Origin of the sequence: Microbacterium sp. TPU 3598, from assembly GCF_002356155.1 — a bacterium.
Taxonomy (GTDB): domain Bacteria; phylum Actinomycetota; class Actinomycetes; order Actinomycetales; family Microbacteriaceae; genus Microbacterium; species Microbacterium maritypicum_A.
Genome location: NZ_AP017975.1, coordinates 624,179 through 642,452 on the forward strand (window position 1 = coordinate 624,179; position 18,274 = coordinate 642,452).

General features: G+C 69.2%; 8 protein-coding genes. 7 read left to right on the forward strand and 1 reads right to left on the reverse strand.

The genetic code is table 11. The features are described from left to right. Nucleotides 1-179 precede the first annotated feature (179 nt). From MST3598_RS02845 to MST3598_RS02860, 4 genes are all read left to right on the forward strand, one after another. Nucleotides 180-5,381 (forward strand): choice-of-anchor G family protein, encoded by a 5,202-nt coding sequence (locus MST3598_RS02845; RefSeq protein WP_096359391.1) that lies wholly within the window; start codon nt 180-182, stop codon nt 5,379-5,381. Between the two features lie 78 nt (nt 5,382-5,459). Beyond that, a complete protein-coding gene (locus MST3598_RS02850) occupies nt 5,460-6,278 on the forward strand; it encodes a DUF5819 family protein (RefSeq protein ID WP_029258886.1) in 819 nt (272 codons plus the stop codon). Continuing rightward, entirely contained in the window at nt 6,275-7,534 is a 1,260-nt protein-coding gene (locus tag MST3598_RS02855; protein ID WP_051670987.1) for an HTTM domain-containing protein, read from the forward strand. The genes MST3598_RS02850 and MST3598_RS02855 overlap by 4 nt, the downstream gene beginning before the upstream one ends. Nucleotides 7,535-7,654: 120 nt before the next feature. Next, nucleotides 7,655-9,721, forward strand: coding sequence for an acyl-CoA dehydrogenase family protein (locus tag MST3598_RS02860; RefSeq protein ID WP_029258888.1), 2,067 nt, complete (start codon nt 7,655-7,657; stop codon nt 9,719-9,721). A gap of 78 nt (nt 9,722-9,799) precedes the next feature. On the opposite strand, the gene MST3598_RS02865 is transcribed toward MST3598_RS02860, so the two are convergent. Further along, a complete protein-coding gene (locus MST3598_RS02865) occupies nt 9,800-10,246 on the reverse strand; it encodes a hypothetical protein (protein ID WP_029258889.1) in 447 nt (148 codons plus the stop codon). 124 nt (nt 10,247-10,370) lie between these two features. On the opposite strand from MST3598_RS02865, the gene MST3598_RS02870 reads away from it, so the two are divergent. From MST3598_RS02870 to MST3598_RS02880, 3 genes are all read left to right on the forward strand, one after another. After that, nucleotides 10,371-11,414: an NAD(P)-dependent alcohol dehydrogenase gene (locus tag MST3598_RS02870; RefSeq protein WP_029258890.1), complete on the forward strand. Its 1,044-nt coding sequence runs from the start codon at nt 10,371-10,373 to the stop codon at nt 11,412-11,414. Nucleotides 11,415-11,448: 34 nt separating this feature from the next. Further along, nucleotides 11,449-12,018, forward strand: a complete 570-nt coding sequence (locus MST3598_RS02875; RefSeq protein ID WP_029258891.1) for a DNA-3-methyladenine glycosylase I — start codon at nt 11,449-11,451, stop codon at nt 12,016-12,018. A 147-nt stretch (nt 12,019-12,165) separates the two neighbouring features. After that, the gene (locus tag MST3598_RS02880; RefSeq protein ID WP_136053500.1) at nt 12,166-18,237 is read left to right on the forward strand and encodes an Ig-like domain-containing protein; all 6,072 of its coding nucleotides are present in this window, start codon (nt 12,166-12,168) and stop codon (nt 18,235-18,237) included. Nucleotides 18,238-18,274: the final 37 nt, after the last annotated feature.

An 18,274-nucleotide genomic window follows, 5' to 3' on the forward strand; every position in this document is an offset into this window, starting at 1 on the left:
GCACGGTCCCCGCGTTTCGAAATGTCTCGCGCGAAGACGTTCACCGGACGATTTCTGGACGAATGCTGGACTTCTCATTCGGGATCCCGTAAGAATGAGCGCAACATCGCTCGGCCGACAGAAGTCGACCCGTGGGGGGGCCATGTGACGCGGAAGATCGCATCACACGGGAGTAGCGAATGGAATTGCAGGAGAGGACTCTGCGGCGACGCAGAGCGGTAGGAGGAGGCATCGCCGGCGTCACCGTCGGCGCGGTGATCCTCGCGAGTGCACTGGTGCCGACGGCGGCGAATGCGCTGGACGCGGCGAATCCGAATGATCCGTCTGTCGCGCAGGGGCAGATCATCCAGCTGCCCGCCGCCCTGCTCGGCGGCCTCGACATCGCGGCGCTCGGACACACGCTGACGAGCAACCCGGCGGCCCCCGGCTCTGAGCTCGGCGGGCTGGACGTCGGGCTGCTGGAGGCGCTGAACATCGACGTGGGCACGCTGAACGTGCCGCTCCTGACCGACGGCACCCCCGGGACGCCCGGTCTGCTGCGACTCGGCGATCTGGGCGCAGCGCAGAGCTTCAGCTCGTCGCCGACCCAGACGCAGTCGATCGCCTCATCCGGGACCATCACCTCGGGTGGCGCCATCGACACCGGTGCCATCGACGGCAGCGTGAACCCCGGCACCCTCGAACTCACCGATCTGTTCGACCAACTCGCCGTCGCCGGACTCACCGACGCGGTGCTCGACCAGGCGTCGGTCGGCATCGGCGCACTCGCATCGCGTGCCGAATCCAACGCCGGAACGGTCACCTCCCAGTACCGCATCGCCGACCTGAACCTCGATCTGCACAGCAACCTGGTCGCCGGTCTCTCGGGCACACTCGCCTCCGCGATCCAGGGCACCGTCACCCCCGTGAGCGATCTCGCCGGCCCCGGCGGAGCGCTGACCGCACTCACCACGACCATCGTCAACACGATCAATGCGATTCCCGACGTGCCGCTCGTCGCGGCGTTCACCGCGACCGGAGGAACGGTCGCGATCGCCGGACTCGACACCGTCGGACAGACCGTGACCACGCAGGTGCTGCAGACACCGGTGGAGAACACGACGGGCTCGGTGCTGGTCGATCTGAACACCGGGACGGTGTCCGTCGATCTCGCCAAGATCCTCGTCGAGACCGGGGCGGGGGCCGACCTCAACTCCCTGCCGGCGAACACCCCGGTGCTGTCGGCCACGACGATCTCCGCGATCCAGCAGGGCATCACCTCCGCCCTCACCGGCACCCACCCGAACAGCCTGAACGGCAAGGTCTCCACCATCCTGAAGTCGACGTTGGACGCGCTCCAGGTGACGCTGACCGTCGGGGTCGATCTCACGGTGCCGCTCACCGGAACGCCACTGGTGTCAGGGGATGTGACGGTCAAGGGCTCGCTGGCGCAGTTCGCCGGCACCGCGACGCCGGTTCCCGTGGTCGCGACCGACATCAGCCTCGCCGGTCTCAACATCGGCGTCCTGCTGAACCCGGTGGTCGCTGCCGTCACGAATGCGGTCGCCACCACGACGGGTCCGCTCGTGAACACCGCGCTGAACAGCGTGATCCCTCTCGTGCAGCCCGCGCTCGCCGCGATCACCGGACCGGTGCTCTCGACGCTCGATCCCGTTCTGCAGGGCGTGCTGTCGCAGGTCGCGACCATCACCATCAACGAGCAGCCGGCGACAGGAGACATCCCCGGAGGGAGCTTCACCGTGCGCGCGCTCGGCGTGAATCTGCTCCCCGCCGTCGGTGGCGGAGTCTCGCTCGACCTCGGATCGTCGACGGTGAAGGCCGCGGCGGCGGCCGTCCCCGCGATCGACGCGGCCGCCACGGTCCAGGCGGGAACCGACCTCCCTGTGACGGGCTCGGGATGGCCTGCGAACACGCAGGTCACCATCCAGGTGACCACCGCCGGCGGCGGCATCGTCAACGACCCGTTGCCGGTCACGACCGATGCCAACGGCGCCTTCACCTTCGCGTACGGGATTCCGGTGGCGACGCCGCCGGGCACCGGCTACATCGTGACGGCGACCGACGGAACCAGCACGGCGACGGACACCACTGAGGTCACCGCTGCGGCAGCCATCGACGCGGCACCCGCGGTGCAGGCGGGCACGGATCTCGGTGTCTCGGGAACCAACTGGCCCGCGAACACCCAGGTGTCGGTGCAGCTGCGGGCTCCCGGCGGCGGTGCGAACATCGGTGGTCCCGAACTCGTGACCACCGACGGCTCCGGCACGTTCACGCTGGCCTATCCCGTCCCGGCGGGAACGCCGGCGGCGACCGGATACGAGGTCACGGCATCGGTCGGCGCCCAGACGGCGACCGACACCACCGAGGTGACGGCTGCGCCGGTCGCGTCGATCGACGCAGCCGCGACCGTCCAGGCGGGCACGAGCCTGCCGGTGACCGGGACGAATTGGCCGGCGAACACGCAGGTGTCGGTGCAGCTGACGGCTCCCGGCGGGGGCGCGAACGTCGGCGGGCCGGTCACGGCGACCTCCAACGCATCCGGCGAGATCACGCTCGACTACCCGGTTCCCGCGTCTGCGGCGCCGGGCGCGGCGTACACCGTGACCGGGACGGCAGGAGCGGTCACCGCGATCGACACCACCGAGGTGACGGCGGCGGCGACCGTCGACGCGGCGGCGACCGTGCAGGCAGGGACGTCGCTTCCGGTCACCGGAGCGAACTGGCCGGCGAACACGCAGGTGTCGGTGCAGTTGACGGCTCCCGGCGGCGGGAACGTCGGCGGTCCGGAGACGGTGACGACGGATGTGTCCGGCGGCTTCACGCTGGACTATCCGGTGCCGGCCTCTGCGACTCCCGGAGCGGGCTACACCGTGACGGCGACCGTCGGCACCCAGACCGCGACCGACACCACCGAGGTCACGGCCGCGGCGGCCGTCGACGCAGCGGCGACGGTTCAGGCAGGAACGTCGCTTCCGGTCACGGGGACGAATTGGCCGGCGAACACGCAGGTGTCGGTGCAGCTGACCGCTCCCGGCGGTGGTGCGAACGTCGGCGGTCCGGAGACGGTGACCACCGACGGCACGGGCGGCTTCACGCTCGACTACCCGGTGCCGGCCTCTGCGACCCCCGGAGCGGGCTACACCGTGACGGCGACCGTCGGCACCCAGACCGCGACTGACTCCACCGAGGTGACGGCGGCGGCCGCGATCGACGCGGCGGCGACCGTGCAGGCCGGCAGCGATCTGCCTGTCACCGGGACGAACTGGCCGGCCGACACCGAGGTGTCGGTGCAGCTGACCGCTCCCGGCGGTGCGGCCATCGGCACGCCTCGAACCGCCACGACCGGTGCTCTCGGCGGCTTCGCACTCGACTACCCGGTTCCGGCCGGCACACCCGCAGGGACCGGCTACACGGTCACGGCTTCGGTGGGCGCGCAGACGGCGACCGACACGACGGAGGTCACAGCGGCTCCGGTCGTGGTGGATGCGGCGGCGCAGGTCCCCGCGGGCACGAACCTGGCCGTCACCGGTTCCGGGTGGCCGGTGAGCTCCTCGGTGTCGTTGCAGCTGACGGCTCCGGGCGGCGGCGCCGACGTCGGCGGTCCGGTGACCGCGACCACGGATGCCTCCGGTGCCTTCACGGCGAGTTATCCGGTTCCGGCCGGCACCACGCCGGGAACGGGCTACACGCTCACGGCGACCGCGGGTGCGGTCACCGGATCGGACACCACCGAGGTGACTGCGGGCGATCCGGGCGACGTCAACACGAACGCGGCAGCCTCGGCGTCCGCCTCGGCTGACGCGACGGCAGACGGCGACCCGTCGGCTCAGGCAGCTGCGGAAGCCGCTGCCCTCGCGGATGCCACCTCGGCCGCCTCGGCGGCAGCGACGGCTGATGCCACGTCGGCGGCTCAGGCCGCGGCGACGACCGATGCCTCGACCACCGCGACCACGGATGTGACCTCCGCGGCCAACGCCTCGGCGGCCGTCGCGGCGCAGGCGGCCGCGCAAGCGGACGCGTCGGACGACGCGAACGCCGCGGCATCGACGGCGGCGGAGTCGAACTCCGCTGCCTCGTCGGAATCGGCAGCGACCACGGATTCGTCCACGGACGCATCGTCTGAGGCTTCGGCGAACACGAACGCGACAGCCTCGGCATCCGCTTCGGCGAACGCCGACGCCACCACCGCCGCGGTCGCCGAAGCGTCCGCGCAGGCCGCGGCCTTCGCCGACGCCACGGCGGAGGGATCGGCTGCGGCCGACCCGGCGGCGGAAGCGGCATCGGAGGCAGCGGCGACCGCGACCTCGTCCACGGCGGCGACGGCGGATGCCACCTCGGAGGCGAACGCCGGCGCGGCGATCGCCGCCCAGGCGGCAGCGCTGGCCGACGCCACGACGAACACCGCGGCCGACACATCGGCCACGTCGGATGCGAGTACGAGCGCGGCGTCGAACGCGAGCGCGGCAGCCATCGCGAACGCCTCGACCGATGCGTCTTCGGATGCGGTCGCCTCGGCGGACGCATCGGCGGAGATCAACACCAACGCCTCCGCGTCGGCGTCGGCCTCTGCGCAGGCCGACGACGACAGCAACGCCTCGGCGGAAGCAGCGGCAGTGGCTGCGGCACTCGCAGACGCGACCAGCCAGGCATCCGCTGCGGCGGACGTGTCGGCCAACGCCGCGGCCCAGGCGGCGGCGACCACCGATGCCTCCACGGATGCCTCGACCACGGCCACCACAGCGGCGAATGCCTCTGCGGCGGCAGCGGCTCAGGCGGCAGCGCAGAACGACGCGACCTCCACCAGTGCGGCGGATGCCTCGGCTTCGGCCGATGCGGATCCGAACGCCTCGGCGGCAGCGGCGGCGAACGCCTCGTCGTCGGCCACGGCATCGGCATCGGCTGCAGCTGACGCCTCGGCCGAAGCCACGGCTGCGGCATCCGCCGATGCCACCGCCAGCGCCTCGGCGGACGCGGCGGCCGACCCGACCGGGAACATCGCCATCGCGCTCAAGTCCCCGGTGCTGGAGCGTGGCAAGCAACAGACCGCGGTCGGCACGGGCTTCAGGCCCGGCGAGACGGTGACGGGTGTCATGACCTCCGCCCCCGTGGCGCTGGGAACCCAGGTCGCGAACGCGCAGGGCACGGTCACCTTCACCTGGACCGTTCCCACCGACACCGATCTCGGAACCCACACCGTGACGCTGACCGGAGCGACGTCCGGCAGCGTATCGGCCTCGTTCCAGGTGGTGGCGTCGGGTCTGGCCACGACAGGCGGACAGGTCCAGGGCGGATGGATCGCTCTGGCCGCACTGCTCCTCATGCTCGGCCTGGGGGCGATGAGACTCGCGAGATCCCGACGGCCCCAGGTGCAGACGGAGTGATCGCGATGCAGGAACGCTGAGTGGTCGGGACCGTTTCCCCACGGCGGTCCCGACCCTCGGCGGTACGGAGGGAAGTGAATGAGCACGAAACTCGAGTCCTCACCGGAGACCGACGTGTCCGCGTCGGGTGACACGGCCGTGGTGCGTCCGCGTCCGACCTGGTGGGTGAAGCTCATCGCCTTCGCCGCCTGCCTCCTGACGTTGTGGCATATCGGGGCGTCCTTCCTGTGGATCGCGCCGTACTCCGCCCTGCGGGAGATCCCCACGCAGGAGGTGCTGGCCGGGTACATGCTGCCGATGTTCGGACAGTCCTGGAGCGTCTTCGCGCCGGAGCCGATCAACGGCGACTACCACTTCAACGTCCGTGCCGTCATCGAGAAGGACGGCGAGCAGGTCGAGACCGGCTGGGTCAGCGCCACCGACGTCGAGCTGTCGATGATCCGCTACAACCTCTTCCCGCCCCGCGCCGGTATCCAGTCCAGCGAGGTGGCGAGTGGACAGATGAACGCCTACAACAAGCTGAACGCCGATCAGCAGGCCGTGGTCGGTCTTGACTTCGCGAAGGACGACGGGGAGGAGTGGATGGTGCGCTCGTTCGAGAAGCTCGAGGGCGACAACCCGTCGACGGAGGCGTACATGGCCGAAGAGCACCTCTCCACCGCGTACGCGACCCAGGTGGCCTATGCGATCTGGGGTGCGGATGCCGTGGTCAAAGTGCAGTACCGCGTGAGTCGTCAGAACGTGATCCCGTACGAGGATCGCAACGATCCGAGCGCACAGCGGCCCGATCCGACGTTCTCGACCACCGGATGGAGACTTCCCATAGAAGAGGAAGGGCAGAGCCGTGAGAACTTCGCGGACACCTTCCGCGCCCAGTTCGAGAGGATCCAGCCGTGAGCGCGCCGACGAGGACCGCGCCGCGGAAGCCCGGCGCGAAGCAGGACGTGACGAAGAAGGAAGCCCTGCCCCGGAGCACGACGACCGCGCCGGCGCCGGTGTCCACGCCTCCCGCTCCTCCTCGTGAACCCGCGCCCGCTCCTGCGAGCACTGTGCCCCCGCGGTCGTTCCTCACTCGGCTGCTGACGTTCGCCTCGTCGATGATCGGCGGGCTCTGGGCGATGGTGCTCTCGGCGATCGACCGCATCTCTGCTTTCGTCGGCGACTGGCTCTTCAACGGCAAGAAGGCACTCTACGGGCTCGCGGTCACACGCATCCTCTTCGGCGTCACCGCCATCGGCCTGCTGGCCTCGAACTTCAGCACCCGCCTCTACACGTTCGGATCCGGATCGGCCTGGAACGGCGAGCTCGCCGAGCCGGTGAGCGAGTTCCCGAAGATCTGGGTGTTCAGCGCCTTCCATGCCGCGATGGGCAACGACGTGCTGTACACGGCGCTCTACCTCCTCCTCGGAGCGCTCGCGGTGCTGTTCGTCCTGGGGTGGCGGTTCCGGATCGTGCTCCCGATCTTCTTCTGCCTCTGGGTGGGCTTCATCGAGGCCAACGACATGGTCGGCGATCAGGGCGACAACATGTTCCGCATCGCCCTGCTGCTGCTGTTCTTCGCCGACCCCGCGGCCCGGTGGTCGCTGGACGCGAGGCGTCGGGCGAAGTCGGGGGAGTGGTTCGCCCCGAACAGCCAGCCGGCGCTGCTGGGAACCATGTTCCACAACCTCGCCCTCGTCGCCCTCACCGCGCAGGTGTGCTTCGTGTACGCCTCGGGGGCGCTGTACAAGGCGGGGGGTGCCCCGTGGGAAGAGGGGTACGCGATCTACAACCCGCTGCAGACGGCACGGTTCGGTACCTGGCCGGTGCTCAGCGACCTCGTCACCGCCTGGGGGCCGATGGTCACGATCGCGAGCTGGGGGTCGATCATCCTGCAGGTCGCCTTCCCCCTCATGCTGTTGACTCGTCCGACGCGGCTGATCGGCCTGCTCGGCATCCTCTCCTTCCACATCGGCATCGCGGTGCTCATGGGACTGCCGTGGTTCTCGCTCACGATGATCGCGATCGATGCGATCTTCATCCGTGACCGGACCTGGGGGCGGTTGAGTGCGGGGACGAGGCGGCGCTGGCGGGAGGCCGGGGTCGAGCGGCAGCCGACGACGCCGCGAACGGTGAGCCCCGACGCGGAGGCGCAGGCGCGGACTGTGGTCTGACGACAACGCGGCGGGGAGATGTGCCCGCCGGGTGTTGGAGGAAGTGGACAGAGCACTTCGCCCGTGGTTGTGGCAGACCTACCATGGCAGTATTCCCACTTCCCTCTGAGAGGAACGCTCATGGTCGACGCCGCCGTCCGTCCGAAGACGACTCGCCCCTCCACCGACACCGCGGATGCGCACCTGCACCTCGATGTCGCCCGCGTCAACGACGCCCTGATGGGCACGTGGGGTGACGTGCGTCGCCAGGCCCGCGAGATGATCAAGGACTCCGCGTTCTGGCGCAAGGATGAGCTCGGCAAGGACGAACACCGCGAGCGCGTGCTCAGCCAACTGCACCTGCTGGTCGAGAACAAGGCCGTGCACCGCGCGTTCCCCAAGTCGCTCGGCGGCGAGGAGAACAACGGCGCCAACATCGCCGGCTTCGAGGAGCTCGTGGTGGCCGACCCCAGCCTGCAGATCAAGTCGGGCGTGCAGTGGGGGCTCTTCGGCTCGGCGATCCTGCAGCTCGGCACCGAGTCGCACCACGCGAAGTGGCTCCCCGGGGTGATGGACCTCTCCATCCCCGGCGCCTTCGCGATGACCGAGATCGGTCACGGTTCCGACGTCGCGGCGGTCGGAACGACCGCGACCTACGACCCCGAGACGGAGGAGTTCGTCATCAACACCCCGTTCCGCGGGGCGACGAAGGAGTACCTCGGGAACGCGGCCCTGCACGGGGTCGCGGCGACCGTGTTCGCGCAGCTGATCACGAACGGCGTGAACCACGGCGTGCACTGTTTCTACGTGCCGCTGCGCGGCGACGACGGCGTCGATCTTCCCGGCATCGGCCGCGAGGACGACGGCCTCAAGGGCGGACTCAACGGCATCGACAACGGGCGCCTCTCGTTCGACCACGTGCGCATCCCACGCACCAACCTCCTCAACCGCTACGGCGATGTCGCGGCCGACGGCACGTACTCCAGCGCGATCGACAGCCCCGGCCGCCGCTTCTTCACCATGCTCGGCACCCTCGTGCAGGGGCGCGTGTCGCTCGACGGCGCGGCATCCTGGGCCTCGGCTCTCGGCCTGCACATCGCGATCACCTACGCCACCCAGCGCCGCCAGTTCGACGGCGCGGACGGGCAGGAGGTCGTGCTCATGGACTACGGCAAGCACCAGCGCCGTCTGCTCCCGCGCCTGGCGACGACGTACGCGCAGATCTTCGCGCACGACGAGTTCCTGCAGAAGTTCGACGGCGTCTTCTCCGGTCGCACCGACACCCCGGCCGACCGCGAAGACCTCGAGACGCTGGCTGCGGCTCTCAAGCCGCTGTCGACGTGGCATGCGCTCGACACGCTGCAGGAGGCCCGTGAGGCCACCGGCGGCGCCGGGTTCATGTTCGAGAACCGTCTGGTGGGTCTGCGCGCCGACCTCGATATCTACGTGACGTTCGAGGGCGACAACAACGTGCTGCTGCAGCTCGTCGGCAAGCGTCTGCTCACCGACTACGCCAAGCAGTTCCAGGGCAAGGATGCGGCGGCGCTCGCGAAGTTCGCTGTCGGGATGACGGCGGGCAAGCTGTTCCACGGCGCCGGCCTGCGTCAGCTCGGTCAGGCCGTCTCCGACTTCGGACAGGTGAGCCGCTCGGTCGAACGGGGCCTGCGCGAGGAGCAGCAGCACGACCTGCTCGCGGGCCGTGTGCAGCAGATGGTGGCCGACATCGCCTCGCGTCTGCGCCCCGGCGCGAAGGACAAGGCGCTCGGTGCCCGCCTGTTCAACGAGAACCAGGCAGAGCTCATCGAGGCGGCCCGCGCGCACGGCGAACTGCTGCAGTGGGAGGCGTTCACCGACGCCGTGCACCAGATCGACGACGAGGACACGAAGAAGGTGCTCACCTGGCTGCGTGACCTGTTCGGTCTGCAGCTCATCGAGAAGCATCTCGCCTGGCACCTCATCAACGGACGCCTGTCGACGCAGCGCGCCGCGGCCGTGTCGAGCTACATCGATCGCCTGTGCACCCGCCTGCGCCCGTATGCGCTCGACCTCGTGAACGCGTTCGGCTACGAGCCCGAGCACGTGCGTGCCCCCATCGCGAGCGGTCTGGAGAAGCAGCGTCAGGATGAGGCCCGTGCGTACTACGCCGACCTCGCGGCGACCGGCCGGGCGCCGATCCAGGAGAAGGCGCTGAAGAAGAAGCAGCGCTGACCCCGCCCGCGGTTCATGGTCCAGGAATCCCGCCCCGTCTTCACGATCGAGGCGGGATTCCTGCGTCGGGTGTCGTTCTCAGGGCGCCGCGGTGAGGTCCACGCCGCGCGCGGCGGCCAGCGCCTGGAGCTTCTCGGCGGCATCGGTCTCGACGCACACGCAGGCCTGCAGGCCCGCCGCGTCTTCGTCGCGCAGGAGGTAGTAGCTGTCGGTGTCGGTCAGCTGCGCGCCGCCGGCGTCGAAGAACAGCCAGCGCACCCGGACGAGCACGAGACGGTCGGAGAGATCGCGGCGCTCGCGCAGCTCGAATCCGACGGAGGCCAGGCCCAGCCGCCGGTAGATCGGATAAGACTGCCGCAGACCGTCGATCATGGCGTCGCGGGATTCCAGCACACCAGAGGAGCGGTCGTTCACGATCGTCCCCGGCGCCGACCACAGCCCCGCCGCGGTCTCGGCATCGAACGCGGTGAGGCTGTCCGCGTAGCGGGTGAGGTACTCGGAGATCGTGTCGTCGGTGGTGGTCATGGCGCGAGCCTAGACGCGGCCGAGCGGAGCGCCCCCGGCCTTGACAATCGCCGATCCGCGCGGATGGCCGATTCCCATTCGGGGCTGGGTAGTCTCGGCAGGTACCCGATCCGAGGAGTCCGAGATGTCTGCCGTGAACGCCTATGCCGCACCCCGTGAAGCGGCCCCGCTCGAGAAGACCGTGATCGAACGGCGCGAGCTCGGCCCACTCGACGTGCTGATCGACGTCGCCTTCGCCGGGATCTGCCACTCCGATATCCACACCGTGCGCGGCGACTGGGGTCCGCAGCAGTATCCGCTCGCTCCCGGGCATGAGATCACCGGCACGGTGGCGGCAGTCGGCGCGGACGTCACCCGGCACGCGGTGGGCGACCGCGTCGGCGTCGGATGCCTGGTGAACTCGTGCGGCGAGTGCCGCAACTGCCTGCGCGACGAGGAGCAGTTCTGCACACAGGGGGCCGTGCTCACCTATGGCAGCACCGACCGTGACGGCACCGTCACCCAGGGCGGGTACTCCGAGCAGGTCGTCGTGACCGAGGCCTTCGTCCTGCGCATCCCCGATGCTCTGGCGCTGGATGTCGCTGCACCCCTGCTGTGCGCCGGCATCACGACCTACTCGCCGCTGCGGCACTGGAACGTCGGACCCGGCACTCGTGTCGCGGTCGTCGGTCTCGGCGGACTCGGGCACATGGGCGTGCAGATCGCGCACGCGCTCGGCGCCGAGGTGACCGTGCTCTCGCAGACCCTGAGCAAGAAGGACGACGGTCTGCGTCTCGGCGCCGACCACTATCGCGCCACGAGCGACCGCGAGACCTTCCGCGACCTGCGGTCGTCGTTCGACGTGATCCTCAACACGGTGAGTGCCGTGATCGATCTGCGCTCGTACCTGAGCCTGCTCGACGTCGGCGGAGCCATGGTGTGCGTCGGTGCTCCCGGCGAGCCCCTCGAGGTCGGCGTGATGTCGCTGATCGGCGGACGCCGCTCGCTCGCCGGCAGCAACATCGGCGGCATCCGCGAGACTCAGGAGATGCTCGACTTCTGTGCAGAGCACGGCATCGCCGCCGAGATCGAGACCATCCCCGCCTCCGACATCAACGCGGCCTATGAGCGCGTGCTGGCGTCGGACGTGCGGTACCGGTTCGTGATCGACGCGGCCACGATCGGTTGAAGGCGGTGTCGGTCACCGCGGCTAGCCTGAGCGGATGACCTCTCTTCTCACGGGCCCCGACGCCCGCGACCGCTGCGCCTGGGTGGGCGACGACGACGAGTACCGCCGCTATCACGACGAGGAGTGGGGCACGCCCCTGCACGGCGATCGTGCGCTGTTCGAGAAGATGGCGCTCGAGGGCTTCCAGGCGGGGCTCTCGTGGATCACGATCCTGCGCAAGCGACCGCGGTTCCGCGAGGTGTTCGCAGGATTCGAGCCCGGGGTCGTCGCGGAGTTCGACGAGTCCGACGTCGAGCGTCTGATGGGCGATGCCGGCATCGTCCGCAACCGCGCGAAGATCGAGGCGACCATCGGCAACGCCCGCATCGTCCGGGGCATGGCCGAGGGCGAGTTCGACGCGCTCATGTGGTCGTTCGCTCCGACGTCCGCGGGTGATCGCCCGGCATCCTTCGCCGACGTCCCGGCGGTCACGCCGGAATCGACCGCGCTGAGCACAGAGCTGCGCCGTCGCGGATTCCGCTTCGTCGGGCCGACCACGATGTACGCGCTGATGCAGTCGGGCGGGATGGTCGACGACCACATCTCGGGGTGCTGGCGAGCCTGACCCTCGGCGATGGGCAAATATCCCCATCGAGCAGTATTCCAGGACGCAGTTAGGATGAACGGGTGCTCGGTGGGCCCGTCGGGACTGCACAGGAGCAATCGAAGAGTGTCACCCTGGGGGGAACCGGGAATGAAGGCGTTGTCATGGATGCGCGCACGACCGAAGACGCTGGCGTCGGCCGCCGGCGTCACCGTCGGCGTCATCGCCATCACCACGATGGCTTTCACCTATGAGGGATTCCCGACCACCAAGGTCGATCTGAACGACGGCGGCGTCTGGATCACCAAGACCTCGAGCCTGCTCGTCGGGCACTTCAACAACGAGTCGACCGTCCTCGACGGTGGCCTGCGCACCACGGGTGAGAACTACGACATCCTGCAGGACACGAGCAACATCCTCGTCGTCGATGAGAACGCCTCGACCCTGACCGCCGTCGATCCGGCACGCGTCTCGCTCAACGACTCCGCGAAGGTCCCCTCCTCCTCGAAGGTCGCGCTGGGCAACCGCACGGCCGCGATCCTCGACCAGAAGACCGGCGAGCTCTGGGTCGTTCCGGCGCAGGGTGTCTCCTCCTTCGAGGCCGAGGTCAACGAGCCGGTGGCGGAGCTGGGAGCCGGTGCCGACGTCGCGGTGGCCAAGGACGGCACCGTCTTCGGACTCGCGCCGGAGCGCGGCGAGGTCGTCACCGTCCCTGTGGACAACGAGGGGGAGGCGCTCGACGCCTCCGCAGCCTCGGTCGGCGAGCTCGATGCGGCCGCGAAGCCGACCATCACAGCCGTTGGACGCACACCGGTCGTGCTCGATCGCGCCGCCGGGGTCGTGACCTCGCCCGGTGGCATGCGCACCGAGATCCGCGGTGCCGACAAGGCGGTCCTGCAGCAGTCGTCCGAGAACACCGACGCGGTGGCGATCTCGACTGCGAACGCCCTCGTCAGCGTCCCCCTCGACGGCAGCGAGCCGACCGAGGTCGACGCGGGGGGCGACGGCACCGCGGCCGCTCCCGTCTGGCTGCGCGGATGCACCTACGGCGCGTGGGCCGGCACGGCGACCTTCATCCGCGAGTGCCCGGGCACGACCAACGACGTCAACGCCCAGGTCGAGGGCGCCGAAGACGCGAAGAGCCTCGTGTTCCGTGTCAACCGCGACGTCATCATCCTCAACGACGCCGTGGGCGGCGCGGCCTGGCTGGCCAACGAGAGTCTGCAGCGCGTCGACAACTGGAACGACCTCACCCCGCCGGAAGGCGAGACCGAGAACGAGGACGACTCGACCGAGGAGACCGTCGAGACGACGCTCCCGGAGCGCAAGGAGGAGAACACTCCTCCGATCGCCGAGGACGACACCTTCGGCGTGCGCCCCGGTGTCACGACCATGCTCCCGGTGCTCGACAACGACAACGACCCCGACGGCGACGTCCTGGTCGCCACGCTCGCCGAGGCCCAGCCCGCGATCGGCACGATCCAGCAGGTGCAGAACGGCGGATCACTGCAGATCGCGGTCGAGGAGGGCGCGTCCGGCTCGACGACGTTCACCTACGAGGCCGATGACGGCCGCGGTGGCAAGGACACGGCGGCCGTCACGCTGACCGTCTTCGACAAGAGCGTCAACACCGCCCCTGTCCCCAAGCGCAGGACGACCTTGACGGTCGAGACCGGCGGCACGATCTCGTACAACATCCTCCCGGACTGGATCGACCCGGAGGGCGACGACGTCTACCTCAAGGACGTGGTCGCCGCTCCCGGAGACGAGGTCGACTTCAACACCGACGGTCAGATCACCTACAAGGCCACGGCGAGCCAGCAGGGGCACAAGGAGGTGCAGGTCACGGTCGCCGACGGATACGGCGAGACGGCCACCGCCACGGTGATCCTCGACGTGCGGCCGGAGGGCTCGACGAAGCCGAAGACCAACGCCGATCACGTCGTCACCCGCGTCGGCGAGCAGGTCACGGTGGCGCCGCTCGCCAACGACACCAGCTCGGGCCGAGAGCTGCTGCGTCTCGGGCGCGTGAACGAGGTCCCCGGCGCGACCATCGTGACCGACGGCCCCAACAAGACGTTCACATTCACCGCCGATGCCCCCGGCACCTACTACGTGCTGTATCTCGCGACCGCCGGTCCCGAGAACGGCGAGGGGATCGTGCGCGTCGACGTGCTGGAGGCGAGCGAGACGGATCTGCCCCCTGTCGCCGTGCGCGACGTGGCGCTGCTGCCGACCGGTGGTGACGTGCTCATCGGTGTGCTCGCGAACGATGTCGACCCCGCCGGCGGCATCCTCGTCGTGCAGTCGGTCTCGATCGAGGACGACTCCGGCGTCTCGGTGTCGGTCATCAACCATGAGACCCTCCGTATCACCGACCAGGGATCGCTCACCGATCAGGCCCGCATCAAGTACCGGATCTCGAACGGTTCCAAGTCGGCCGAGGGCGAGGTCGTGGTGATCCCGATCCCCGCGCCCGACCAGCTCCTCCAGCCGGTCGTGAACGACGACACCGCGATCGTGCGTGCCGGCGACGTCGTCACCATCCCGGTGCTCGACAACGACACGCATCCGAACGACGACGTCATGCACGTCGTGCCCGAGCTGGTCGAGCCCCTCGTCGACCCGGAAGACGGCGAGGCGTTCGTCTCGCAGGACACGATCCGCTTCAAGGCCGGACCCGTCGCGAAGACGGTCTATCTGACGTATGAGGCCGTCGACTCCCGCCAGCAGAAGGACGCCGGCTACGTCACGATTCAGATCCTCCCCGTCGACGCGGACACCAACGCCGCTCCACGCCCTCAGGATCTCGTTGCGCGCGTGCTCGCCGGATCCACCGCGAACATCGCCGTGCCTCTGGACGGCATCGACGCCGACGGCGACTCGGTCGAGCTGATCGACATCGCCTCCAGCCCCACGAAGGGCCGCATCACCGAGACCGCGCAGAACTACTTCACCTACGAGGCGTTCGACGACTCCTCCGGTGTCGATGTGTTCCGCTATCGGGTGCGCGACCGCCTCGGCAAGGAGGGCATCGCCACGATCCGCGTGGGCATCGCTCCGGGCGAGCAGGTCAACCAGAGGCCCTTCGCGGTGAAGGATGCCGTGGTCGTGCGACCCGGCCGTGAGATCTCGGTACCGGTGATGCTCAACGACTCCGACCCCGAGGGCGACAAGATCAGTCTCGTCAAGGACGGTCTCGAGGTTCCGACCGACACGGGGATCACGGCCCGCGTCTCGGGTGACCGCGTGCTGGTGCAGGCGCCGAACCGCGAGCTCGAGACGTCGCTGCAGTACACGATCCGCGATGCGCGGGGCGCGGAAGCCACCGCGGCCCTGCAGATCACGGTCGACGAGGACGTGCCGTTGCAGGCGCCCGTCGCGCGAGACGACCGCGTGCGCCCGACCGACCTCACCGACGGCACGATGAGTGCCGACCTCGACATCCTCAAGAACGACGAGGACCCGGACGGCACGACCGACCGCCTCAAGCTCGCGCTCGGTGAAGGCGCCACGCAGCTCGAGAACGGCAAGGTGCGGGTCACCGTGACGGAGAACCTGCAGCTCATCCGCTACACGATCACCGACCAGGACGAACTGGCCGCATCGGCCTTCATCTTCGTTCCCGCCGAAGCGGACCTCCGGCCGATCCTCGACTCGACGAAGCCGCTCGAGGTCATGAGCGGCGAGACCAAGGAGATCCCGCTCTCGAAATTCGTCACCGTCGCCGGCGGCGGTACGGCTCGGATCACCGAACACGCCAAGGTCACCGCCGTGTATGCGAACGGCGACGACCTCGTGAAGGACGAGACGACGCTGGTCTACACCTCGGCCGACGGGTACTTCGGACAGGACTCGCTCACCTTCGAGGTCACCGACGGCACGGGCCCCGACGACCCCGAGGGCCGCACGGCGACGCTGAGCATCCCGATCAACGTGCTGCCGCCGGAGAACCAGCAGCCGGTGTTCACGGGGGCAGAGGTCATCGTCGCCCCGGGGGAGAAGGCGTCGACGCTCGACCTCGCTGCGCTCACGACCGACCCTGATCCGGAGGACGAGGGCACGCACAGGTACAAGTACGTCAGCGGCGCCGGCAAGGGCATCACCGCCAAGATCGATGGCTCGAAGCTGCTCGTGGAAGCGTCGTCGGATGTCGAGAAGGGCACGGTCGCCTCGCTCAAGCTCGAGATCACCGACGGAACGACCGAGGCGGTCGAAGGCACCGTGACCGTGCGCGTCGGCGCGTCGACCCGCCCACTGCCCGCGGCCAACACCGACACGATCTCGGAAGCGGATCAGGGCAAGAGCATCACGGTGCCCGTGCTCGCGAACGACTACAACCCGTTCCCGGAGACGCCGCTCAAGCTGATGACGGCCGCCACGGAGTCGGGCTCCGGCGGCGCGGCCGTCAAGGGCGATCAGGTGGTCGTCACGCCCGACCCCAGCTTCGTCGGGACCATGGTCGTGCGCTATCGCATCCAGGACGCGACGAAGGATGCCGAGCGCGAAGCCAACGGGCAGATCATCGTCACGGTGCAGGGTGTTCCGGACGCGCCGGGAACCCCTCTCGTCTCGAGCGTGCAGGACCGTACCGTCGTCGTCTCCTATGGGGCGCCGGCGAACAACGGCGCCGAGATCACGAAGTACACGGTGAAGTCCGTCAGCGGCAACCCGTACTCGAAGGAGTGCCGCTCCACCACCTGCACGCTGGACGGCTTGACCAACAACGTCGAATACACCTTCCAGGTGACCGCGACGAACCGCGTCGGCGAGTCGAAGCCGTCAGGCTCGTCGGCGGTCGCCCGTCCGGACGCTCGGCCCGACACCCCGAACCCGCCGACCCTCGCCTTCGGCGACAAGTCCCTCAAGGTCTCCTGGGCCACCCCGACAACTCCCGGATCCCCTGTCGAGAGCTACACGCTGGAGATCTCCCCGGCTCCGCCGTCCGGGGTCTCGCAGAAGCAGGCCACCGGGAACTCGATGACCTGGGAGGGGCTCGAGAACGGCGGCATCTACCAGGTGCGCGTGCAGGCTCACAACCGCGCGCCCGAGCCGTCGAGCTGGAGCGGCTGGTCGGCGTCGGAGGTACCGGCAGGTCCTCCGATGCCCGCGGCCGCCCCCACCGTCGCGCAGCTGCAGGCCGTGGGCAGCCAGGCGCAGATGCAGGTGAGCTGGGTGCCGGGGAATCCCAACGGTGATCCGATCGACTCCTTCGAACTGCAGGTATGGGAGGGCGGAACGCTCCGCAACACACTCACCCCGGGGGCGTCCATACGGTCGCAAGCGGTCTCGGTCCCGACATCAGAGGTGCCGTACACCTACCGCATCCGTGCCCAGAACAAGGCGGGCTGGGGCGACTGGAGCCCCATGTCGGCACCGCGCCGCGGTGTGAACAAGCCCGACGCTCCTGTTCTCTCGGCCGTCACGCCGGGCGATCGCTCGCTCACTCTCACCTGGTCGCGGAGCGCCCTCAACGGCGCGAAGACGACCGAGGTGCAGTACCAGTACTCGATCAACGGCGGTAGCAGCTGGGCGGCGATGCCGGGCAACAACGTGGTCACCGGACTCGCCAACGGAACCAACTACAACGTGCGGGTGCGCGCGGTCGCGACGGTCGACGGGTCGACGTACGCGAGCGATCCCTCCGGACAGATCGTCGGCAACCCGTACGGTCCGCTGAAGCAGCCGGCGGTCAGCGCTTCGCAGAACCCCACCAGCGTCACCTTCAACTGGGACGCGGGGCCCGCCGCGAACGGCCGCTCCATCAAGACCGTCCGCATCCGCATCGACGGCGGCGGCTGGCAGAACGTCGGCGCCAGCGGCAGCCGTACGGTCGGCGACGGGTACAGCCAGCGACACACGATCGACGTCGAGGTCACCGACCAGGCAGGCCAGCAGATCACCCGATCCGCGGAGCAGACGTCCGGACCGAAGCCCGACCCGCGCGCCTGGGTCACCTCGACCGGAAACGCGAACGGACAGCCCAACTGCAACGACGGCACGTGCGCATACTTCTACCTCACCGGCCGCGGCTTCCCGGCGAACTCCAGCATGTGGGTGCAGTGCGCCAGCAACGCGCCGCCTCCCTACGGCGGCACATTCGGCGGACGGACCGTCACGACCGACGGCAACGGCAACATCGATCAGCAGCTCGGCTGCTACCTCGGCATGCGCCGCGGGACGATCGAGGCCTGGGTCGTGATGGACGGCAAGGAATACGAACACAAGGTCTGGCAGTGATGCCGCGCGACACCTCTCCACGAGAACAAGGAACGAC

Excerpts from the sequence above, each read along its gene's own strand:
- MST3598_RS02845 (WP_096359391.1), top strand. The coding sequence starts at position 180 with ATGGAATTGCAGGAGAGGACTCTGCGGCGACGCAGAGCGGTAGGAGGA.
- MST3598_RS02850 (WP_029258886.1), top strand. The coding sequence starts at position 5,460 with ATGAGCACGAAACTCGAGTCCTCACCGGAGACCGACGTGTCCGCGTCG.
- MST3598_RS02860 (WP_029258888.1), top strand. The coding sequence starts at position 7,655 with ATGGTCGACGCCGCCGTCCGTCCGAAGACGACTCGCCCCTCCACCGAC.
- MST3598_RS02865 (WP_029258889.1), bottom strand. The coding sequence starts at position 10,246 with ATGACCACCACCGACGACACGATCTCCGAGTACCTCACCCGCTACGCG.
- MST3598_RS02870 (WP_029258890.1), top strand. The coding sequence starts at position 10,371 with ATGTCTGCCGTGAACGCCTATGCCGCACCCCGTGAAGCGGCCCCGCTC.
- MST3598_RS02875 (WP_029258891.1), top strand. The coding sequence starts at position 11,449 with ATGACCTCTCTTCTCACGGGCCCCGACGCCCGCGACCGCTGCGCCTGG.
- MST3598_RS02880 (WP_136053500.1), top strand. The coding sequence starts at position 12,166 with ATGCGCGCACGACCGAAGACGCTGGCGTCGGCCGCCGGCGTCACCGTC.